Origin of the sequence: Mesoflavibacter sp. CH_XMU1422-2 (assembly GCF_037029245.1) — a bacterium.
Classification (GTDB): domain Bacteria; phylum Bacteroidota; class Bacteroidia; order Flavobacteriales; family Flavobacteriaceae; genus Mesoflavibacter; species Mesoflavibacter zeaxanthinifaciens.
Map to the genome: position 1 here is coordinate 142,040 of NZ_JAYMEE010000092.1, position 21,492 is coordinate 163,531.

Below are 21,492 nucleotides of genomic sequence, written 5' to 3' on the forward strand. Positions count from 1 at the left end.
TATTATGAATAAAAACATCATTTACATAGGTGTTGCGTTGATTGTTGGCCTATTGGGTGGCTTTCTAATTTTTGGTGGAGATTCTGCTGATGGTGCAACAAATGAGGTTACGGAGAATCACAATCATTCAGAAGAAATTGCTTCTAATCAAATGTGGACCTGCTCTATGCACCCACAGATTATGCAACCAGAACCTGGTGACTGCCCAATTTGTGGAATGGATTTAATACCTGCTGAAGCAGGAGCAGATGGTCTTATGGCAGATCAGTTTAAAATGACAGATAATGCAATGGCATTGGCCAACATTCAAACATCCATTGTTGGTGAGGGTGAAATCGGGAATAATTTTCTAAAGTTATCTGGAAAGATAAAAGCCAATGAAGAATCCAATGCTGTACAAGTAACCTATTTTGGAGGTAGAATAGAACAATTATATGTTAATTCTACTGGAGAACGTGTAGGCGCAGGCCAGCGCTTGGCTACGATATATTCGCCAGACTTGGTTGCAGCACAGCAAGAATTGCTTACCGCATCATCCTTAAAAGAGTCGCAACCCGAATTGTACAAGGCTGTAAGGAATAAACTGAAATTATGGAAGCTTTCCGAAAAGCAAATTAACGCTATTGAGTCAGCTGGAAAAGTGCAAGAATATTTCCCTGTATTTGCTACTGTTTCAGGTACGGTAACTCATAAAATGGTTGAAGAAGGTGACTACGTTAAGCAAGGACAACCCTTATATAAAATAGCCAACCTCAATACGGTATGGGCAGAGTTTGATGCCTATGAAAACCAAATTGCTTCCTTGAAAGTAGGACAGACCATTAAAGTAACTACCAACGCATATCGTAACGAAGTATTTGATGCAAAAGTCTCTTTTATAGACCCACTATTAAATTCAGCAACGCGAACTATCGTGGTACGAGCGGTACTAAATAATAAAAACGACCTATTTAAACCAGGAATGTTTGTTGAAGGTAAAATTGAAGGTACTCAAGAAAACACCACAAATAAAATAACAGTTCCTGCTACAGCTGTGATGTGGACTGGTGAACGTTCTGTGGTTTATGTCAAAACAAATCCTAACGAGGCTGTTTTTGAAATGAGAGAAGTCTTACTTGGTAATGCCAATGGAGACACCTATACCATACTTGAAGGCCTTGAAAATGGAGATGAAGTGGTTACCAATGGCACATTTACCGTAGATGCAGCAGCACAATTGCAAGGCAAAAAATCAATGATGAATGCTGAAGGGGGAAAAACTATGACAGGACACGAAGGCCATCTAGGAATGCAAAATGACGGTTCAGGGGAAAAGATGAACAGCACCAATCATTCAGAGATGAACAGGAGAATTGAAGTTCCTAATAAATTTCAGAGCCAATTAAAAGAGGTTTTTGATGGCTATATTCTATTAAAGGATGCTCTAGTTGATGACAACTCTGAAGAAGCACAAACTGCTGCAAAGAGAATAAGTCAGAATTTAGCAAAAGTAAATATGAAATTATTGTCCGATGAAGAAGCACATAACCATTGGATGACAATCCAAAAAGAGGTAAAAAATTCTGCAAATGCTATTGAAAACAATTCAGATATAGCGGCACAAAGAGGACATTTTAAGCACCTTTCTGCACATATGATAAGTGCTGTACAACTTTTTGGGGTAAACCAAAAAGTCTATAGCGAGTATTGCCCTATGGCAGATAACAATAAAGGTGCTTATTGGTTAAGCCTTGAAGAAGAAATTCGCAATCCGTATTACGGAGAAGCAATGTTAAAATGTGGTGAAGTAAGGGAGACCATAGAATAGGTCAGCCTTAAATAAGAGTTCCATAAAGGAATATATGCAATGGTAAGAAGAGCGATGATGAGTGAAAGTAGAAGAAATAGGAGAAAAGCTGAAAGAAATAAGCGCCGAACCAAGAACAATATCACTAAAAAAGATAGAATTATTGGAATATTGGCCCTAATCATCATATTTATTATAGCCGCTATTGCAGCGTATTACTATTCACTTTCAAAAGCTGGGTTAAAGTTGTTTTAAAAAAATGAGTTATAAAGTTCACATAAAGAATATGGTATGTCCACGATGTATCTCTGCGGTATCTAATATGTTGCAAGAACTGAAGATTCCATATAGCTCAATAAAATTGGGAGAAGTTGAATTAACAAAATCTTTAAGTGTGGAAAATAAAAATAAGTTTTCCAAAGCACTTCAAGATGTTGGATTTAGTCTAATCAACGACCGTAGAAGTCAGCTTATAGAACAGATGAAAACCTTGGTGGTAGACAAAATTTATTACTCATCAGAAGATTTGAACATTAAATGGGCAGACTTTATTAGTGAAAAATTGAGCCTGGACTATAAATATTTAAGCTCACTTTTTTCATCAGTAGAGAGTATCACTTTTGAACAGTTTATCATTAACCAAAAAATTGAGCGTGTTAAAGAACTCATCGTTTATGACGAGTTAACCTTAAGTGAAATAGCTTTTATGTTAAACTATAGTAGCGTTGCTTACTTAAGTAATCAGTTTAAAAAAGTTACGGGAATGACACCTACACAGTTTAAAAATAATAGAGATAAGAACAGAAAATCGTTGGATGATGTTTATTAATAATTTTTTTCAGAAAAGTATACGACTTATTATTAGCCAGTTTGCTGACATACAACTTTAACTTCTTATTCACTAAAAAGTATAATGAATTACAAAAACTGATAGGTGCTAGTATAGGTCCAGTTACACTCCTAATAGCTTTGGTGACACCTTATGCCGTTCAGTTTTCTCATATGTTCGATAAGCAGCCTCTTTTAATATAAGGATAGATTAGATTGAAATTCAGGGTACATTTTCTTTCTCAAAATAGATGTCTCTTATAATGATTTGTGAAAGGCATCCTGTTCCAAGATTTCGTTAAAATGCTTGTGATATAAAATTTTCAAATATTATATGATTAAATTATAATCAATGCTTAAAATCATTCAAATAGTTGCCTTGGTACAAGGCCTTTTCCTCCTACTGGTCTTTTACAAGAACAAAAGAAAATATAGAAAAATAACCTTTTGGCTTTTTTGTGGAGGTATCATATCAGTGCTGTTATACATAGTTGGTGATGACGATAATAACCTTTTCGTCGAAGATGCAGATTGGTTCTTCTTTGACAGCTCATTATTTCTTACATTTCTTTTTTTATACTTCAAGTATTTAAATTCTGATAAAGAGGTTTTTTTAAAAAGGGACTATTTGTTTTTCTTACCTAGTATATCTTTATTCTTAAGTGAAACATTGGAAATTTTTTCAGAACGGGAAAACGATTTTTTAGAGATCGCAGAGACATTGATTGAGTTTGTGTTTTTGGGTTACTTAGTCCATATCTTATACGATTTACTTAGAACTAAAAGGGCTAATAGGGTTTTGTATTTCGTTGTTCCTATTATTTTAATAATGAGCATTTCATACATAAATGGTGTTTTCGATTTGTTTGAGATGGAGCCAATAGTGTTTTTTGATGATGATAATTTTAACACCTATTTGATTCTCATTGTAGCATTCTTGTTTTATGCAATAACGTTCTATTTAATAATGAAACCTAAAGAGCTTATTCCAAGCACCAAGATTACCAAATACAAGTCCTCAAACTTAAAACCAGAATCCATTAAAAGCTATAAAAATGCTTTGATACAGATAATGGAAAAAGAAAAGCTTTATCTAGATCCTAGGTTATCGATCCATAGGGTTTCAAAAAAATTAAATATTCCAAGGCAATATATTTCTGAAGTTCTTAACTTACATATGAATATTAGTTTTCAGGATTTTGTTAATGGATACAGGATTGAAGCCTTTGTAGTTAACCTACAAAACAAGAAATATACTCATTATACTCTTTTCGGAATTGCCTCAGAAGTTGGCTTTAGCTCTAAGTCTTCATTTAATGCTACTTTTAAGAAGGTCAAGGGATTGACCCCTTCGCAATTCAAGAATTCCATTGCTAAAAAAAATGAAACTGGTACAGAATAAGCATTCTGGACAACAGGAAAATAATCTGGTACACTTGGATGTCGTTCTTTGAAGGAATTTAAATCCTTCTAAAATTGTTAATTAAAAGGCTAAATCCGCTAAAGAATAGAATATTTGGTATGCTAACAGGTTCTTTTAGAAACTCCAAAAGAATCAATCTATTAGAAAGTCTTCCTAGAGATTCAGAAATTAAAGTTTTAATTACAAGACCAAATCATAGGTTAGGTAATCAACTCTTAATAACCCCTTTAATACAAGAGATTAATAAACAATTTCCTAACTGTAAAATACATTTAATAGTCAATGGAAACCTTTCTTACATATTGCTCTCCAATTATCATTGTGTAGAGACAATTTTTAACCTTCCTAAAAAGCCATTTAATAATATTTTAGACTATTTGAAAAAGTCTATAAGCCTAATCTCAAATCAATATGACATTGCCATTGTGGGATGTGAGGATTCGAATTCAAGCAAAATATTTGTTAAGTTGTCAAGAGCTAAATTCAAGATTTACAACTCAGGTACCACTAAGCTCAATAGACCTGAACATATTGCAAAAATCCCCATCTATAATTTAAGAAAATTTTTGGGTCCATCAGACTATCTCACCGATAGGTATCCGAAGCTATCAATAAAACTATCTAGACAAGAAATAGAAAAAGGAAATCAACGAATTAAAGCCTTATTTAATAGCAACAAAAAAACTATTTGCATTTTCACTTTTGCTACAGGAAATAAATGTCTATCGAAAAAATGGTGGTTAAAATTTTATAAAGAACTAAAAACTGAGTTTACCGATTTTAACGTTTTAGAAATATTACCCAATGAAAATGTATCTCAAATAAATTTTAAAAGTGTGCATTTTTATAGTAATAATCTTAGGGAAATTGCCTCTGTAATTGAAAATTCTGTTGTTTTCATTGGAGCAGATAGCGGTATAATGCATTTATCATCGTCCACAAATACGACTACATTTGGTTTGTTTAATGTTACCGACCCAAAAACCTATGGACCTTATGGAGGTAACAATATACCCTTAGATACTAATTCTGTTAAATTAAGCGAGATAATAGAAAGAATCAAGGAGGCAATCTTCTAAAATAGGTTGTATGAAGTTAATAGTTGTTTTCACACTAAAGCCAAAAAGTCAATCGTTTGCAAAAAATCTCCAGCGAAAGACCAATATGCGCATTATACTCTTTTCGGAATCGCACCGGAAGTTGGTTTTAGCTCTAAGTCTTCATTCAATGCTACTTTTAAGAAGGTCAAGGGATTGACGCCGACACAATTCAAGAATTCAATTCCTAAAAATAAGATAATCGGTACAGAATAAGCATTCTGGACAACAGGCAAATAATCTGGTGCACTTACCTGTCGTTCTTTAAAGGCTATTAAGCACGTCATAATAGTCAATGATCTAATTTTTATTGTCTGATTAGTGTCAGAGTAAAATAATTCTAATTTAAAACAATTAAACTGTAAATGAAACATCCCACTCAATTATTCAGGAAACCATTTTTATCATTACTTTTTATCTTAATTAACACCACGTTATTTGCCCAAGAGAAATATACCATACGGGGAAGTATCAGTGATGTAATTAATGGCGAAACAGTATTGGGAGCATCGGTTTACTTAAAAGGAACCACTATAGGAGCAACCACAAACGAGTATGGTTTTTATTCTATTACAGCACCAAAAGGAACATATACACTAATCGTTTCCTATTTAGGTTACAAAGAGATTAAGAAAGAAATATCACTTACCGAGGATATAAAGTTAAATTTTGAGCTTGAAGAGGCTTCAAACACTTTAGAAGAGGTAATTATTACAGCAGATGAAGACATAGAGAAACTTAATGTAAGAAAACCGCAGATGGGAGTTGTTGCCTTAAAAGCGGAAACAATTGAATTAGCGCCTGCTGTATTGGGTGAAGTAGATCTTATAAAGACCATCCAGCTTCTACCGGGAGTATCAAATAATGGAGAAGGTTCTGCTGGCTTTAATGTAAGAGGTGGTGCAGTAGACCAGAATTTGGTACTCTTAGACGAAGCCATCATCTATAACACATCTCACTTTTTCGGATTATTTTCTGTCTTTAATAATGATGCCATAAAAAATGTGAAGCTTTATAAGGGTGACATTCCTGCAAGATTTGGAGGCAGGACGTCTTCGGTATTGGATGTAAGACAGAAAGAAGGTAATAATAAAGACCTGGAACTCAATGGAGGTATTGGATTAATTTCAAGTAGGCTTGCGGTAGAAAGCCCTATGTTTAATAAAAAGGGCTCCTTTCTTTTGGCTGGAAGAACTACTTATGCTCAGCTTTTTTCTGGATTGTTGGACGATTTGGGAAATAGTAATATTAGTTTTTACGATTTAAATCTCAAAACCAACTATGAAATTAACGAAAACAATAAAGTCTATTTGTCAGGTTATTTTGGTAGGGATGTATTTAATATTTCTGGTCTTTTAGACAGTAATTATGGTAACGTCTCTGCCAACCTGCGTTGGAACCATATTTTTAATGACAAACTTTTCTCCAACTTATCGCTTATTTACAGTAAGTACGATTATCAAATAATACTAGATTTTGATCAATTGGATTGGATTTCAGATATAGAGAATTTCAATGTAAAGTACGACCTTAACTATTATGCAACCGATAAATTAAAAATAGATTTTGGCCTTAATGGTATTTCCTATAATTTAAATCCAGGAGAGATCGTGCCGTCTACCCCAAGTTCTTCAGTTAACCCTTTGATATTAGACCAAAAAAATGCCTTTGAGGCTGGCGCTTATGTAAGTGCAGAGCATACAATTACAGATAAGCTTACCGCGAGGTACGGATTGAGATATAGTACGTTCAACAGACTAGGCCAGCAGACTATCACTAATTATGCCAATAACCAGCCCGTAGTTTATAATCAAGAATTAGGGATTTATCAAAGCGGTACAGCGGTTGGTAGCACACCGTATTCAAGAGGGCAAACAATGAGGAAATTTGGGAATTTAGAACCACGATTGGGATTATCATATAAATTAACCGATAAATCATCAGTAAAGGGAAGCTATACGCGTACGGCTCAATATCTACATTTACTGTCAAACACAATATCTGTAACCCCTTTAGATGTTTGGACACCCAGCGGACCCTTCATAGAACCACAGCTATCAAACCAATACGCCCTAGGGTACTACCGCAATTCCAACGATAACAAATATTCATTTGAAGTAGAAGCCTACTATAAAACAACAGATAATCGTATTGATTATATTGACGGAGCCAACCTATTAGGAAATAATACCATAGAAACGGAAATTTTAAATGGGGAGGCAAGAGCCTATGGTTTAGAGTTTCTTTTAAGAAAAAACAAAGGCCGTTTTACCGGTTGGTTGGCATATACACTAGCTAAATCCGAACAACGCTCTTTTGGGGGCAATGCCGGAGGTCCTGGTATTAACAACGGCAATTGGTACAACACACCTTATGATCGCACACACGATATATCTCTATCAGGAGTCTATAAATTATCCGATAAATGGACATTTAGTTCCAACTTGGTCTATCAAACGGGTCGCCCGGTTACCTATCCTTCCGGTCAATTTGAATACGAAGGATCTTCTATTGTCATCTACGACGAGAGGAACGCTAATCGCCTGCCTGCCTACCACAGGTTAGATATTGCAGCAACCTACAAACCCAATCGCAGACCAGATAAACGGTGGAAAGGAGAATGGGTTTTTAGCATTTATAACTTATATAACAGAATGAATGCGGCGTCGATTACTTTCAATCAAAATTATAATACTGGTGTAAATGAAGCCTTAAGAACTTCGATTTTTGGTATTATCCCATCAATAACGTATAACTTTAAATTTTAGTCATGAATTCAAGAATAAAAAAAATAATCAACAAATTAAGATCAAAAGCAGCGGTAACGATTATACTTCTAAGTTCAGTTGTTTTTTCCTGCACAGATGTTGTAGATGTGGCTGTGCCAACTGAAGCCTCTCGTCTTGTTATAGAGGCGTCTCTAGATTGGGAAAAAGGCACTTCAGGAAATGATCAAACTATTAAACTTAGTCTTACCACACCGTTTTTTGATACAGCCCTAGATCCGGTAGTCGGTGCATCTGTAAGCGTTGAAAATGTCACAAATGGAGAAGTTTATGTGTTCGAGGATCAGCAAGATGGAAGGTATACTATTTCAGATTTCGAGCCTATTATTAATAATGTCTATAATTTGGAGATAATCTATAACGATGAAACCTATATCGCACAAGAAACATTAATACCAGTTCCTGAAATAAACAGGATAGAACAATCACGTATAGGTGGCTCAGATGAAGAGGAGTTAGATCTTACTATTTATTTTGACGATCCCGAGAATGAAACAAATTTTTATTATGCTACCTTTTTAGAAGGCGATGATTTATTCCCTCTAAGAGTAGTTGTATCAGATGAATTTACCAATGGCAATGAAGTATCTATTTTTTATGAAGAAAATGAGGCCGATGCAGAAGACGAAATATTACCTGGAGATATGGTGGATATCAACTTGTATGGTATTTCTGAGCTCTATTATGACTTTTTGCATATACTTATAGAACAAAGTGATAACGTTGGTGACCCTTTTGCAACCATACCAACAAGACTAAGAGGAAACTTCATAAATCTTCAGAACCCAGATAATTATGCCTTCGGATTTTTTAGAGTCACTGAGGTCGTAAATCAAGTTTATACTTTTGTCGAACAGGAAAACTAATAGTATTACAGAAAATTAGAAGTTATGGGAGAACCGACGTTTCTAAGATTTTTTTTAGAGCATCTTGTTATAGGTCCTGTCTACATAAAGGATAAGTCATAAATGATTATTTTATAAATGATAGTATATTGTGAGCACAAATTTGTTCTAAATCAGATTGCTCAAATCATTATTGTTTAGTAATACTTCTGGTGTTTTAAACTATTATAATTTAATATTTTCTAACATTTCAAATGAGTTAAAATATTATCCATTGTAGTTCATACTTGTTTTCTATAAATCTTAATTTTAATAAATTAAACTAATTAAAATAACCAAATTTTAATAAATTAAACTAATTAAAATAACCAAAAATATAAACTATGGAAAACAACGAAAAAAAGCCAAATAATTATTTAAAGTTTTTCGCAATGATTGGCACCTCAATGGTTGCGATGTTCTTTTTGATGTACACACATTCATATCAGATTATTGACCATTTCTGGTACAGTGAGACCCGTTTTTTTATGACCCTGATTATGGGTGGGTCGATGGTCATTATTATGCTTCTGTATATGTTAAATATGTACAAAGAGAGAAACAAGAATATTATGATTTTGAGTCTAGGGGTTTTATTGATTGCAGGGGGGATTTGGCTAGTTCGAAGTCAAATAACAGTTACAGGTGTTGACTATATGGAAGGAATGATACCCCATCACTCTATAGCAATTTTAACTAGCGAACGTTCTAAAATAAAAGATGTCAGGGTAAGGAAGCTTGCTGATGAGATTATCAAGGCACAACGTAGGGAAATAATGGAAATGGAATGGTTAATCAATGATATCAAGGAAAACGGAATAGTGGAAACGGAAGAGGAGAGAAAGAATCGCCCAATTCCCAAATTTGAAGGTTCGCTTACCGAGGAAACAAAGAATCTAAACGATTAAGAACTTAAGTATACATCATCGATTAAAAGAAAAAGGATTTACCTTAAATAATCTTTCCAATTAGGGAAAGGCTTTAGAGGTTGAAAATCTTTTTTCTTTTAGAGGTTGATGAATTCAAAAAAATTGATTGCTAGCCTGCAAAAGATTCTTAACGAGAATAGTAGATTGATTTTCCCAAAAACTACATTTACTTTTAGAATTTAACAATTGAGATTTTAAGTTATAGTTAATTTGAATGATGTGTTAGCTTGTTTTATTTATTTAAGTATTTGCTTAAATAATAATATAAGTATAAATTTGCTAAAATTTTAATTATGGCTCTTGAATTAAGTTGCACCCGTACCGAGGCAGACCAAAAGCAGTTGATGCGTTGTCGTAACATTTTGAATACAACCTCAGAATTAATCAATAGAGTTGGCAAGGTACTGGCCCTGGCAGGTAATGAGACCAGACTGAAGATACTTTTCCTGCTAAACGAGGAAGGTGAGCTTTGTCCTTGTGATTTTTCAGATATACTGCAAATGAGTGTCCCAGCAATTTCACAACACATTCGAAAGATGAAGGATGCCGGATTAATTTCTTCGAGACGAGATGGTCAAACGTTGTATTACTCTTTGGTCAAAGATTCAAGCGAGGTATTGGAAGGAATTTTTGGTAGGCTTAAAGAAAACAAAAAAGTAGCATAGAATGAATATGGAAAAATCATCAAATACAGTAGCGTACACTGGAATAATTTCGGCAATAGCGGCATCAATATGCTGCATAACCCCAGTTTTGGCATTGATTGCTGGCACAAGCGGAATTGCCTCAACTTTCTCTTGGATAGAACCTTTCAGACCTTATTTAGTAGGGCTAACGATTTTGGTGCTTGGTTTTGCTTGGTATCAAAAACTAAAACCCCAAAAAGAAATTGACTGTGAATGTGAGACAGATGACCTGCCTGCCGGTAAGGCAGGAAGGCCTAAATTTATTCAATCAAAAACCTTTTTAGGAATAGTTACTGTATTTGCAATCGTAATGTTGGCTTTCCCATACTATTCAGGGTTTTTTTATCCAAATACAGAAAAGCAAATAATCATAGTTGACAAATCGGACATTAAAACAACCGAATTCAAAATTAGTGGAATGACTTGTGCGGGTTGTGAAGAACACGTAAACCACGAAGTAAATAAACTAAATGGAATTGTACGTTCAAAAGCATCTTACGAAAACGGAAATGCCATCGTTGAGTTTGACAAAACAAAAACTAATGAAACGGAAATCGAGAAAGCAATTAACGCCACAGGTTATAAAGTAATTCATAAAGAAAATAAATAGTTATGAATAAATTATTAGTTCTACCAATTCTTATATTGTCATTAATTTCATTTCAGCTAAATGCTCAATGTTGCCCAACTTCAAAAAGCGATAAAAAGGTCACAATAAACAATAATCAACAAACAGTGAAACTAGTTAAATTTAAAATCACTGGTATTACTTGTGCAGGGTGTTCCAATACTATTTATAAGGCACTTAAAGAAGCAAATGGGATAATCGAACATTCAGTTAAATATCCTGGTGATATAGCCATTATTGAGTTTGATGACACAAAAACCAGCATTGAGGCCTTAAAAAAGGTTATCGAAAAGAAAGGTTATAAAGTAAAAGTTGTAAAAGAAAATATTGAAGGGAAAGCCTGATTTATTAAACTTCCACATTTAAAATATACGAATCTATCAATGAAAAATATAAGTCTACTAGTCTAGAGCCTTAATAAAAATCAAGCTATGTCAGTAAATAAAGAAACCGTAATATTGAAAATCAACGGAATGACCTGTAGTGGATGCTCATCACATATCGAAAAAGATATGAACGCAAAAGATGGCGTTATAAGCAGTGCTGTAAATCACGAAACGGGAATAGGAGAATTTACTATTGATACTAATAAAATGGGTAAAAAAGAATTAATCAATGCCGTAAATGCCATTGGCGATTATTCTGTCCTTAATAAAGTTGAAAAGAAAACCACTACTGTTTCAAATTCGGAGAATACTACTATGAAAGATAGTTTCAACGATAAAAACGATTACGATTTAATTATCATTGGTGGTGGTTCTGCAGCATTTTCTGCAGCCATAAAAGCTGAAGAGTTAGGACTTACTACATTAATGGTAAATGCTGGCCTGGATTTTGGAGGCACCTGTGTCAATGTAGGTTGCGTACCGTCAAAAAACTTAATTAGAGCTGCGGAAACTGTATATCACGCTACACATTCCAATTTTGAAGGCATCAAAACCAAAGGAGTGGCCATTGATTTTATGCGAGTCATCAAAGACAAGAAAGAATTAGTTTCCACCTTACAGCAACAAAAATATTTGGATGTAGTAAGTGACTTTAAGAAACTAACAATGCTCAAGGGATGGGCAGAATTTGTAGACAGTAAAACCATTATTGTTGATAAAAAGAACAAGTACACAGCTACCAATATTCTTATTGCAACCGGAGCAACTACGAATATTCCTAATATTGAAGGATTAAATGAGATTGACTATTTAACCAATATATCCTTGTTCGATTTAGAGGAAAAACCAGAAAGTTTAACCATTATGGGAGCAGGTTATATTGGCTTGGAAATTGCTCAAGCTTACAGCCGATTCGGGGTAAAAGTTAGAATTATTGAATTTACGGACAGACCTTTAAGAAGTCAAACAAGTGATATAACAGATGTTTTAGTCCAGCAATATAAAAAGGAAGGTATAGAAATTCTTCCAAATTTCAGAGCCTTAAAATTTGAAAAATCAGGAGCCGATATAATTATTCAGTGTACTTGTCCTGATGGCTCAACTACACAATTAATTGAAAAAGGACATATTGTTGTTGCGACAGGAACAAAACCAAACACTTCAAAATTAGGTTTAGAAAATCTGGATTTAAAACTAACAGAAAGAGGTCACATTATGGTTAATGCAAAAATGGAAACGAATATTTCCAATATTTACGCAGCAGGTGATGTAACCAATACACCTGCGTTTGTTTATACCGCAGCAACCGAAGGCAGTACTGCAGTAAATAATGCCTTTTCACTATTAAAAAATAGTGTAGATTATACATCGTTACCTTGGGTAGTATTTACTGACCCGCAAATTGCAGGAGCGGGAATAGATGAGGTAGAAGCAGAAAAAAAAGACATTCCTTTTGAAGTATCTAAACTAGAATTAATTCACGTTCCAAGGGCATTGGCTGCCCAAGATATTAGAGGATTTATAAAGTTAATTCGTAATACCGAAACTGATAAATTAATAGGTGCAAGAGTCATAGCACCTGAAGGTGGTGAACTTATACAGCAATTAAGTATAGCTATTAAGTTTGGTATTACAGTAAATGATTTAGCTGAAAGTTTTTATCCATACTTAACATTGGGTGAAGGAATCAAATTAGCGGCAATTACCTTTGGAAAAGATGTTTCTAAATTGAGTTGTTGTGCGAGTTAAGTTTGAGTTATGAAAGGAGAACAGTACAAATTACCTACTGATTTAATCTTGGATATTAAATCCAGATTAAAAACTTTGAGTGGTCAAATAAACGGCATTGTTAAAATGCTTGATGAAGGAAAGGACCCCGAACAAATAAACATACAGTTCAGATCCATTGATAAGGGGATTCAAAAAGCACATTACTTACTGCTGGATGAAGTCTATCGAAAAGCACTTGCTATTGGAATTGTAAAGGCCGTGGACTCTTGCCCAGGAAATTGTGGCAATGAAGATAAAATTGAATATTTAAAAAGTGAATTCCCCAATTTGGAATTATCCGATTTGACCAATCGCTTAAAAGAAATCCAAACTATTGAAACCAGATTAAAAAACTACAACGAAAAAAAAAGTTAAAAAAAGTTTGGTGACCCCCTACCTCACGTTCTCATCTTTGTTCCATTATTAATTTAAACTTAAATAAGATGAAACGACAAATCGAGATTTTTACAGCAGGTTGCCCGGTATGCGAGCCTGTGGTGCAATTAGTAAAAGAGACAGCAGGAAAGGACTGCGAAATCACACTTCATAATCTGTCCGAGCAATGCGAAAGTAAAATCTGTGTTTCAAAAATGAAGGAATATGGGGTTACAAGAGTTCCCGCCATTGCTGTGGACGGAAAACTACTGAATTGCTGCACCAACATCGAAATCACAAAAGAGGATTTGGTAAACGCGGGAATAGGAAGTTGTTAGGTATGGCAATTACTAAATGGAACAAAAAAACATCTATGGGGACTGCTGTATTTTCAGCAGTTTCCCTTAAACTATGCTGCTGGGGTCCTTTGCTACTTACAAGTGTAGCTGGTATTAGTGGAAGTTCTGTCTATTTTTCTTGGCTTATTGCCTTGAAACCTTATCTGTTGGTTATAGCATTTTTGTCATTGGGACTGGCCTTTTATCAGGTTTATAAAAAAAAGAAGGTGGACGATTGCGGTAACTGTGATATGGCTAAGCCATCATTTTTTAAGTCGAAATTCTATTTGTGGTTGGTTACAGTGTTTGTTGTTGTAATGACATTGGTTTCTTATTATCCACAAATATTTCATTCAACGGAGAAAGTAGGAATTGTTGCAACAAACAATACCGATATTCAAACTGTAAAGTTGAATATTGAAGGGATGGTATGCTCGGGTTGTGAAGAAAACATCAACCATTCGGTAAACAAAATTGACGGGGTTACAAATGTATCTACGTCTTTTGAAGAAGGGACTTCAATTATAGAATTTGATACCACTAAAACGAATGTCGATGAGATAAAAAAGGTCATTCAATCAAAAGGGTATTTGATTACAAATAGTAGAGACTGATAGACACGTATCCATTGCGGTGATAAAAGATAAATTAAAAACGACTTATCCAATTGGTAGTAATAATTCGTGAAGAGTAAATTCTACAAATCATTCAGCATATAACGTAACACATTACAGTCTTTTAATCCTGAAATTTGTAACATACAAATAAGAACGGATTTATGGAGACAATCAACATATTTGAAACCAAAGAAAAGAATACTAAAAAAGGAATAAAGGAATCATTCCCTGTTACGGGAATGACTTGTGCCTCTTGTGCAGCAAGTGTTGAATCTGTATTAAAACTCACGGAAGGTGTGTTTGATGCAAGTGTTAATTTTGCCAATAGTTCCGTTCTTGTGGAATATGACAAGGAGTTGAGTCCAAATCAACTTCAAAACGCGCTTCGTGAGGTCGGTTACGATATTATAATTGATGCCGAAGACCCTTCGGAAGTACAGCAAGAACTTCAGCAAAAGCATTATCAGGACATAAAAAACCGTACTATCTGGTCGGCCATACTTACCCTTCCCATTTTTGTATTAGGAATGTTTTTTATGCAATGGGAACCAGGTAAGTGGATTTCTTTGGTGTTGACTTTTCCAATTCTTTTTTGGTTCGGTCGTAGCTTTTTCATCAATGCTTTCAAGCAAGCCAAACACGGTAAATCAAATATGGATACGCTTGTAGCCTTGAGTACCGGAATCGCTTTTCTGTTTAGTGTGTTCAACACTTTTTTTCCTGAATTTTGGTTGAATCGTGGTATCGAGCCTCACGTTTATTATGAGGCGGCAACGGTAATTATAACCTTTATTTCCTTGGGGAAACTATTGGAGGAAAAGGCAAAGTCAAATACATCTTCAGCCATTAAAAAATTAATGGGACTACAGCCTAAAACGTTGAAAATTATTGAGAATGGTGAAGAAAAGGAAATTCCTATTTCGTCTGTTCAAGTAGGTCAGACCATTTTGGTGCGTCCCGGAGAAAAGATTCCCGTGGATGGCGAAGTTTCCAAGGGAAGCTCATATGTAGATGAAAGTATGATTACTGGTGAACCCGTTCCAGTTCAGAAATCCCAAGGGGAAAAGGTATTCGCTGGTACCGTTAATCAAAAAGGAAGTTTTCAATTTACCGCTGAAAAAGTAGGTGGAGAAACCCTGCTTTCCCAAATCATTAAAATGGTTCAGCAAGCGCAAGGGAGTAAGGCACCCGTTCAAAAACTGGTCGATAAGATTGCCGGTATTTTCGTTCCTGTGGTATTGGGTATTTCCATTGTAACCTTCATTGTCTGGATGTCTTTAGGAGGCGATAATGCCTTTTCACAAGCCTTATTGACCTCTGTAGCAGTATTGGTAATCGCCTGTCCTTGTGCTTTGGGATTGGCAACACCTACCGCCATAATGGTAGGTATCGGCAAGGGAGCCGAAAATAATATTCTGATAAAGGATGCCGAAAGTTTAGAACTCGGCCATAAAGTGAATGCAGTAATCCTTGATAAAACAGGTACGATTACAGAAGGAAAACCACTGGTAACCGATATACTCTGGAAGGATAAACTTCAAAATCAAAAGGAATACAAGGAAATTCTTTTGGCTATCGAAGCACAATCAGAACATCCTTTGGCAGAAGCGGTCGTCAATCATTTGAAAGAAGAAAATATTGAACAAGCAGAAATTACTTCCTTCGAAAGTATTACCGGAAAAGGTGTAAAGGCGCAACAGCAGAATGGTTCAAAATATTATGTGGGCAACCATAAACTAATGGTCGAAAAGGATATTCAAATCGACGCTACTTTAATGCAAACAGCAGAAAGTCTCGAAGAAAAAGCAAAAACAGTCATATTCTTTGGTAACGAAGATCAAGTGCTGGCGATACTCGCCATTGCAGACAAGATTAAGGAAACTTCAAAAATGGCCATAGCAACACTTCAAGAACGAGGCATTGAGGTCTATATGCTTACTGGAGATAACAATAAAACCGCATCTGCTGTCGCAAAACAAGTAGGAATAACAAATTACCAAGGAGAAGTGATGCCTTCGGACAAAGCGGCTTTTGTCGAAAAATTACAGGCGGACGGAAAGATAGTAGCAATGGTGGGCGATGGTATCAACGATTCGCACGCCCTGGCGCAAGCCAATGTGAGTATTGCTATGGGCAAAGGTTCGGATATCGCAATGGATGTAGCAAAAATGACCTTGATAACATCAGATTTACAATCTATCCCAAAAGCATTGGAACTATCAAAAAGAACCGTGTTGGGCATACGTCAGAACTTATTCTGGGCATTTATTTACAACATTATTGGCATTCCAATTGCAGCGGGAGTTCTTTATCCTGTAAATGGGTTTTTGTTGGATCCGATGATTGCAGGTGCAGCAATGGCATTCAGTAGTGTATCCGTAGTTGCAAATAGCTTAAGACTTAAACGAGTAAAACTTTAATAATAAATAAATTCAATACTATGAAAACTTTAAAATTTAAAACAAATATCAATTGTGGTGGGTGCGTATCAAAAGTCACCCCTTTTTTAAACAAACAAGAAGGTGTAGAAAGTTGGGAAGTAGATACCTCTAATCCTGATAAAATCCTAACCATTGAAAGCGATGGTGTAACCGAAGAAGATGTAAAGGCGACTTTGCAAAAAGTGGGATTTAAGGCCGAACCTGTAGATTAATACGTTTTTAATATGGCTTATATTTTTATTTCGGTTGTGATTGTTCTTTTTGCTGTTCATTTTTATAGAAAAGCAAAACGTCATAGTGTAAAGCCATTTCCAGAACATTGGCATAAATTATTGACGGATAATGTGCTGTTTTATAGAAATCTATCAAAAGACGCACAGCTAATTTTTCAGCAAAAAATGATGCTATTTTTAAGTGAGGTCTATATCGATGCTGTGCAGTTTGAACTGGAAGAGTTGGATAAGGTTTTAATTGCAGCAAGTGCCGTCATTCCAGTTTTTGGCTTCAAGGAATGGCACTACACAAATTTAAGTGGCATCCTTTTATATCCTGATAATTTTAATGAGGATATGCAATTTAGCAGTAAGGATAACTCACGGAATATTGGTGGAATAGTTGGAAATGGAAGGTTCGAGAAACAGATGATACTTTCCAAGAAAGCATTGTACCACGGCTTTAAAAATACAACCGATAAAAGCAATACTGGCATACACGAATTTGTGCACCTTATAGATAAGTTGGACGATAGAACAGACGGTGTGCCAGAGCGGCTAATGGAACATCAATATGCCATACCTTGGTTAAACTTAATCCATAAAGAAATGGAAGCGATTAACGATAACCATTCAGATATTCGTAAATATGGTGGAACAAATCAAGCTGAATTCTTTGCGGTTGCTTCAGAGTATTTTTTTGAACGAGCGGATTTACTAAAAAGAAAACATCCAGAACTTTATGGGATGTTGGTGGAATGTTTTAGGCAAGAACCGAGCACTTGAGAAAATGAATCAGGCAAACTATAGAGAGTTCAGTTTACACTCTCGTGTAACGTGCTCAAACGTTAGTTTACTATGATTTCCGCATATCCTGCAAGTTCCTTTACGTTTCAAATTATCCTATGAATCCAGTTTTTTGATTTTATCAGTTAGTTCTTCAGGTTGTAAAATTGGTATTGCTTCACGTTCTACACGCAATCCCAATCCTTTGGTCTGATTTATATGGTTAGTAGTAAATTGATTTATGTGAACGTAAATAATTCCAATATCATCACTCATTCGGGTTTGCCAGTCAAAACCATACAATTCTTTCAACCATTTAAAAGGTGTAGTTCTGAACATAACATTGGGGTTTTTGTAATGCCGACCATCATCCAATAGTATGATTAGCAGATAAACCCTGTTGAATCCAATTTTGGTATATCCATTTGCCTGAATAGTTCCCTTTTTTTGAACGCTTGTAATCTTGTTTATCTTTGGTGGTTGATTTTCAAGCGATTCGGTTTTTACTATTTTACATTCTATTCCAACCGCATTTTGTTCCTTTCCTTGCTCATACAGAAGAATGTCAATATCCCCAGGCATTTTGTTTGGGATTGTGATAGGTTCTTTAACGCCACAATGGTATTTCACCGAATTTGATGATGGAAATACATTGCTAAATAACATCCTTTTGAAATCTCGATTTCCCATAAGCCAATTAACAGCTTGGTCTTCACTATCAAAAGTTCTGGTAACACTTACATCTGGCTTGGGATTGTTTACGAAAAATGAAATGGTCGAAGAACCATCAAGAGGTTGTCTGTCCGAAAACACATATTCTGTTACCTCATATTCCAGTGGTGGTTCTTTTCGGAAAAATTGAACTATTCTATTTTTAATGTCTGCCCATATTCCCATACGTTAAAATGGAAATATTTGGTCAGTAAATTGTTTAAATATGTCGCTGGCCAAAGTTTTGTCAAAGGCTTTGGCTGCGACCAAATCGCCAAGTTTTGATTTTAATAACTGACCAAACGATTTTTTGCTTAGATGCGGAATGTCATTGCGCAACTCATCAAACTCATCGAAGATGATTTGTTGACCATATCCTGATTTTTTAATCTCGGATAATATCTCTTTCAAAAGTTCTTTTAATTCTTCATCAGAATCGCTAATTTTTGAGTAGTCGGGCACCTGTGCTTTTCTGGCTTGTTCAATGGCATACTTTCCCTCAAGTTTTAGTTTGGCATTTACCTCACGACCATTCATAGTCTCAATAAGGCCTCGTTCTTCAAGCATTCTACCATAGTCCCAATCTTCGCTACGCCCACCTAACTTTAGGCCGTTACCTTCAAGAATCCACTTAATAGAATAGTATTTCCCATCATTATACAGTTCATATAGTTTAGAAAGTATAAGATCAAGAATGCCTTCGGTATCAAGGTTTTTATGCTCTTCTAAATCAATGTCATCAGCTCGCACAATAGCATCTGAAATGAATAATATTTTTAAATAGTAATCAAGCCCATTAATTTCATCTTTAATGGTTTGAATAGTGTTTTTGACTCTTTGGTCGATACCTAATTTCATTCCGAAATTATATCCTTGTTGAGCCTTAAACTCGTATGCAAAATTGGTGTGTTCAGGGTCAAAAGAAGCCTTTACATAACTGATTACATCGCTTTCCCACGATTGTTTTTCCTCTTTCAATTCATTTAATAAATCCTCAGTTCTTGCTGCTTTATATTTTTTTAATAAGCGCATTTCCTTCGGACTGAAAATTTTCAAGACTACTTTTAAATTCAGTCCATTTAACCTTTAACACCATAAACATAAAATTATGTTGGTAAAGGTAAGGGAATGGCAATTGAATATGTTGAAATATGACTTTAAAATATTTGCAGATGGCTGATAATAGTTCAAAAATTTACCACACTATCCAAAGCATCATCTGCTTCTTTGTGAATAAAATTAGCTTGATAGTTCAATGTGGTTTTTAAATCGCTATGACGATACAATTTTTGCAGCATAAAGGGATGGATGGTATCACCAGCAATATTACCAAAAGTATGTCTGGCGATATGCATTGTTATCTTCTTGTCTATTTTAGCTTTTTTAGCAATGGATTTTAAGTTGTCATTGAATTTCTTAGTTGCCGTTTTCCTTTTATTATAGATGTCTTTTGCATCATCAAGATTCGCCTTTTTCAATTCAGGGAAAACAAAATCGGTTGCATATCTTTTGTCTTCTTTGTAATAATCTAAAATTTTGAAAACCTTATCTGGAATTTTTAATGATAGTAATTTTGAGTTTTTGTTCATTCTATAATGCAACCTTTTGTCGTATATGTCAGACCACTTTGTCCACAGTACATCGGTAACTCGCATTCCGGCAAAGTTAAAACTAAAGAGCCAGACATTTCGGGTGTGTATTTCACTCAAAGTTAAATTTTCAAGAGCTTCTATGGCTCTTACTTCAATAATATTCAACCCGACTTTGCTTGTTTCTGGAAACTTAATTTTAATCTTGTCACCACCAAAAGGGTACAATTCCCTACTAACAATTTTAAGCTTTATTGCCCTATTGAACAATAAGCGGATAAATACCAGTATATTCATTATTGACGTTTCGGCTAGAGAATGTTCAACTTTTAGATATATCATCAATTTCTTCAGGAAACGCTCGTCGATTTCCTGAAAGGAAAGTAGTTTGGATTTATTGAATTTTAAGATATAACTTACCAAAGCACTATCTGTGGATAGGCGGTTTAATTTTTCAGCAACTTTCAATTCATCGAGATGCTCTTGGGCAAGTTCAAAAAAGGTAGCGGAGTTTCCCGAGGCATATATCTCTTTTTTGATTTGGTTGGCAGATGCATCTTTATGCTCGGATTGTAAGTCTATAAGTGCTTTATTGGCGTTCGAGAGTTCCTGTGATAGCAACTTGTTTAAACTATCAGCATTTGAATTAGATTTTCTTACTCGAATATTTTTTTCGTCCCAATCCTCTATGTCAATATAATGACCTATATATTGATATGTTGAACGACGATTTTTTGTAATTCGAACAGCTAATGGGTAAAGCCCTTTACTGTTTGGTTTTTTACGTAGAACTATCTTTGCGTTTGATGACATAATTGACCTGTTTTGAGTACGAAAGTCAAATCAGGTACAACATAGGTACAACATTCCATTTTGAATGTATTCCTTTACCTAGGAACACCATAAAGATACGAAATTATTGTTCTTTTCAGGTACAACATAGGTACAACAAATGTTGAAATCAATTGATATTAGATGATATTAAAGAAAATGCAGAAACATATAATCAATTGAAAATGAATGACTTTGATGTAATTTGGTGCAATATACGCTAGACTTAGGATCTAGTGCCGCAAGGTGTGAGAGTTCGAGTCTCTCCGCCTGTACAGAGAAAAAAAGCTAACTTTTTAAGTTAGTTTTTTTTTTGTTTTAAATTATTAAAAAAAGGCTTTAACCTAATTAGATTAAAGCCTTTTTAAAAGCAAATTTCTATTCTGACT

The 21,492-nt window shown here is 34.8% G+C and carries 20 protein-coding genes and 1 pseudogene; 18 read left to right on the top strand and 3 right to left on the bottom strand.

Annotated features, from left to right (window positions below):
- Window positions 1-4 precede the first annotated feature (4 nt).
- The 18 genes and pseudogenes from WA340_RS13640 to WA340_RS13720 all read left to right on the top strand — a co-directional run bounded on the left by WA340_RS13640 (window position 5) and on the right by WA340_RS13720 (window position 17,972).
- Window positions 5-1,807: an efflux RND transporter periplasmic adaptor subunit gene (locus tag WA340_RS13640; RefSeq protein ID WP_336129479.1), complete on the top strand. Its 1,803-nt coding sequence runs from the start codon at window positions 5-7 to the stop codon at window positions 1,805-1,807.
- Between the two features lie 238 nt (window positions 1,808-2,045).
- On the top strand, window positions 2,046-2,615 hold the full coding sequence (locus WA340_RS13645) for a helix-turn-helix domain-containing protein (RefSeq protein ID WP_336129480.1): 570 nt from the start codon (window positions 2,046-2,048) through the stop codon (window positions 2,613-2,615).
- A gap of 351 nt (window positions 2,616-2,966) precedes the next feature.
- Window positions 2,967-4,016, top strand: coding sequence for a helix-turn-helix domain-containing protein (locus tag WA340_RS13650; protein ID WP_336129481.1), 1,050 nt, complete (start codon window positions 2,967-2,969; stop codon window positions 4,014-4,016).
- A gap of 119 nt (window positions 4,017-4,135) precedes the next feature.
- A complete protein-coding gene (locus tag WA340_RS13655) occupies window positions 4,136-5,116 on the top strand; it encodes a glycosyltransferase family 9 protein (RefSeq protein ID WP_336129482.1) in 981 nt (326 codons plus the stop codon).
- 99 nt (window positions 5,117-5,215) lie between these two features.
- Window positions 5,216-5,350, top strand: a pseudogene (locus tag WA340_RS15285) (helix-turn-helix domain-containing protein); the annotation flags it as partial.
- 149 nt (window positions 5,351-5,499) lie between these two features.
- Window positions 5,500-7,902, top strand: coding sequence for a TonB-dependent receptor (locus WA340_RS13660; protein WP_336129483.1), 2,403 nt, complete (start codon window positions 5,500-5,502; stop codon window positions 7,900-7,902).
- A gap of 2 nt (window positions 7,903-7,904) precedes the next feature.
- Entirely contained in the window at window positions 7,905-8,786 is an 882-nt protein-coding gene (locus tag WA340_RS13665) for a DUF4249 domain-containing protein (protein ID WP_336129484.1), read from the top strand.
- 362 nt (window positions 8,787-9,148) lie between these two features.
- On the top strand, window positions 9,149-9,712 hold the full coding sequence (locus WA340_RS13670; RefSeq protein WP_336129485.1) for a DUF305 domain-containing protein: 564 nt from the start codon (window positions 9,149-9,151) through the stop codon (window positions 9,710-9,712).
- A 314-nt stretch (window positions 9,713-10,026) separates the two neighbouring features.
- Entirely contained in the window at window positions 10,027-10,398 is a 372-nt protein-coding gene (locus WA340_RS13675) for an ArsR/SmtB family transcription factor (RefSeq protein WP_336129486.1), read from the top strand.
- Between the two features lies 1 nt (window position 10,399).
- Window positions 10,400-11,029 (top strand): mercuric transport protein MerTP, encoded by a 630-nt coding sequence (gene merTP, locus WA340_RS13680; protein ID WP_442920779.1) that lies wholly within the window; start codon window positions 10,400-10,402, stop codon window positions 11,027-11,029.
- A 2-nt stretch (window positions 11,030-11,031) separates the two neighbouring features.
- Complete coding sequence (locus WA340_RS13685; RefSeq protein WP_336129488.1) at window positions 11,032-11,391, top strand: heavy-metal-associated domain-containing protein; 360 nt, start codon at window positions 11,032-11,034, stop codon at window positions 11,389-11,391.
- Window positions 11,392-11,478: 87 nt separating this feature from the next.
- Window positions 11,479-13,182 (top strand): mercury(II) reductase, encoded by a 1,704-nt coding sequence (gene merA / locus WA340_RS13690; RefSeq protein ID WP_336129489.1) that lies wholly within the window; start codon window positions 11,479-11,481, stop codon window positions 13,180-13,182.
- A gap of 9 nt (window positions 13,183-13,191) precedes the next feature.
- Window positions 13,192-13,578 (top strand): metal-sensing transcriptional repressor, encoded by a 387-nt coding sequence (locus WA340_RS13695; RefSeq protein WP_336129490.1) that lies wholly within the window; start codon window positions 13,192-13,194, stop codon window positions 13,576-13,578.
- Window positions 13,579-13,646: 68 nt separating this feature from the next.
- Window positions 13,647-13,916, top strand: a complete 270-nt coding sequence (locus tag WA340_RS13700; RefSeq protein WP_008992791.1) for a thioredoxin family protein — start codon at window positions 13,647-13,649, stop codon at window positions 13,914-13,916.
- A gap of 2 nt (window positions 13,917-13,918) precedes the next feature.
- A complete protein-coding gene (merTP, locus tag WA340_RS13705) occupies window positions 13,919-14,530 on the top strand; it encodes a mercuric transport protein MerTP (RefSeq protein WP_008992790.1) in 612 nt (203 codons plus the stop codon).
- 164 nt (window positions 14,531-14,694) lie between these two features.
- Window positions 14,695-16,953, top strand: coding sequence for a heavy metal translocating P-type ATPase (locus WA340_RS13710; protein ID WP_336129491.1), 2,259 nt, complete (start codon window positions 14,695-14,697; stop codon window positions 16,951-16,953).
- A 20-nt stretch (window positions 16,954-16,973) separates the two neighbouring features.
- Window positions 16,974-17,186, top strand: a complete 213-nt coding sequence (locus WA340_RS13715) for a heavy-metal-associated domain-containing protein (RefSeq protein ID WP_008616468.1) — start codon at window positions 16,974-16,976, stop codon at window positions 17,184-17,186.
- 12 nt (window positions 17,187-17,198) lie between these two features.
- Entirely contained in the window at window positions 17,199-17,972 is a 774-nt protein-coding gene (locus WA340_RS13720) for a zinc-dependent peptidase (protein ID WP_110473885.1), read from the top strand.
- A 117-nt stretch (window positions 17,973-18,089) separates the two neighbouring features.
- Here WA340_RS13720 and WA340_RS13725 read toward each other — a convergent pair whose 3' ends face one another.
- The 3 genes from WA340_RS13725 to WA340_RS13735 all read right to left on the bottom strand — a co-directional run bounded on the left by WA340_RS13725 (window position 18,090) and on the right by WA340_RS13735 (window position 21,085).
- Window positions 18,090-18,869, bottom strand: a complete 780-nt coding sequence (locus WA340_RS13725; protein ID WP_336129492.1) for a hypothetical protein — start codon at window positions 18,867-18,869, stop codon at window positions 18,090-18,092.
- A gap of 3 nt (window positions 18,870-18,872) precedes the next feature.
- On the bottom strand, window positions 18,873-19,715 hold the full coding sequence (locus WA340_RS13730) for a hypothetical protein (protein WP_336129493.1): 843 nt from the start codon (window positions 19,713-19,715) through the stop codon (window positions 18,873-18,875).
- A 155-nt stretch (window positions 19,716-19,870) separates the two neighbouring features.
- On the bottom strand, window positions 19,871-21,085 hold the full coding sequence (locus tag WA340_RS13735; RefSeq protein WP_336129494.1) for a site-specific integrase: 1,215 nt from the start codon (window positions 21,083-21,085) through the stop codon (window positions 19,871-19,873).
- Window positions 21,086-21,492: the final 407 nt, after the last annotated feature.

What these genes read in the sequence shown, in the direction of transcription:
- WA340_RS13640 (WP_336129479.1), top strand. Translation starts at nt 5, where the DNA reads ATGAATAAAAACATCATTTACATAGGTGTTGCGTTGATTGTTGGCCTA.
- WA340_RS13645 (WP_336129480.1), top strand. Translation starts at nt 2,046, where the DNA reads ATGAGTTATAAAGTTCACATAAAGAATATGGTATGTCCACGATGTATC.
- WA340_RS13650 (WP_336129481.1), top strand. Translation starts at nt 2,967, where the DNA reads ATGCTTAAAATCATTCAAATAGTTGCCTTGGTACAAGGCCTTTTCCTC.
- WA340_RS13655 (WP_336129482.1), top strand. Translation starts at nt 4,136, where the DNA reads ATGCTAACAGGTTCTTTTAGAAACTCCAAAAGAATCAATCTATTAGAA.
- WA340_RS13660 (WP_336129483.1), top strand. Translation starts at nt 5,500, where the DNA reads ATGAAACATCCCACTCAATTATTCAGGAAACCATTTTTATCATTACTT.
- WA340_RS13665 (WP_336129484.1), top strand. Translation starts at nt 7,905, where the DNA reads ATGAATTCAAGAATAAAAAAAATAATCAACAAATTAAGATCAAAAGCA.
- WA340_RS13670 (WP_336129485.1), top strand. Translation starts at nt 9,149, where the DNA reads ATGGAAAACAACGAAAAAAAGCCAAATAATTATTTAAAGTTTTTCGCA.
- WA340_RS13675 (WP_336129486.1), top strand. Translation starts at nt 10,027, where the DNA reads ATGGCTCTTGAATTAAGTTGCACCCGTACCGAGGCAGACCAAAAGCAG.
- merTP (WP_442920779.1), top strand. Translation starts at nt 10,400, where the DNA reads ATGAATATGGAAAAATCATCAAATACAGTAGCGTACACTGGAATAATT.
- WA340_RS13685 (WP_336129488.1), top strand. Translation starts at nt 11,032, where the DNA reads ATGAATAAATTATTAGTTCTACCAATTCTTATATTGTCATTAATTTCA.
- merA (WP_336129489.1), top strand. Translation starts at nt 11,479, where the DNA reads ATGTCAGTAAATAAAGAAACCGTAATATTGAAAATCAACGGAATGACC.
- WA340_RS13695 (WP_336129490.1), top strand. Translation starts at nt 13,192, where the DNA reads ATGAAAGGAGAACAGTACAAATTACCTACTGATTTAATCTTGGATATT.
- WA340_RS13700 (WP_008992791.1), top strand. Translation starts at nt 13,647, where the DNA reads ATGAAACGACAAATCGAGATTTTTACAGCAGGTTGCCCGGTATGCGAG.
- merTP (WP_008992790.1), top strand. Translation starts at nt 13,919, where the DNA reads ATGGCAATTACTAAATGGAACAAAAAAACATCTATGGGGACTGCTGTA.
- WA340_RS13710 (WP_336129491.1), top strand. Translation starts at nt 14,695, where the DNA reads ATGGAGACAATCAACATATTTGAAACCAAAGAAAAGAATACTAAAAAA.
- WA340_RS13715 (WP_008616468.1), top strand. Translation starts at nt 16,974, where the DNA reads ATGAAAACTTTAAAATTTAAAACAAATATCAATTGTGGTGGGTGCGTA.
- WA340_RS13720 (WP_110473885.1), top strand. Translation starts at nt 17,199, where the DNA reads ATGGCTTATATTTTTATTTCGGTTGTGATTGTTCTTTTTGCTGTTCAT.
- WA340_RS13725 (WP_336129492.1), bottom strand. Translation starts at nt 18,869, where the DNA reads ATGGGAATATGGGCAGACATTAAAAATAGAATAGTTCAATTTTTCCGA.
- WA340_RS13730 (WP_336129493.1), bottom strand. Translation starts at nt 19,715, where the DNA reads ATGCGCTTATTAAAAAAATATAAAGCAGCAAGAACTGAGGATTTATTA.
- WA340_RS13735 (WP_336129494.1), bottom strand. Translation starts at nt 21,085, where the DNA reads ATGTCATCAAACGCAAAGATAGTTCTACGTAAAAAACCAAACAGTAAA.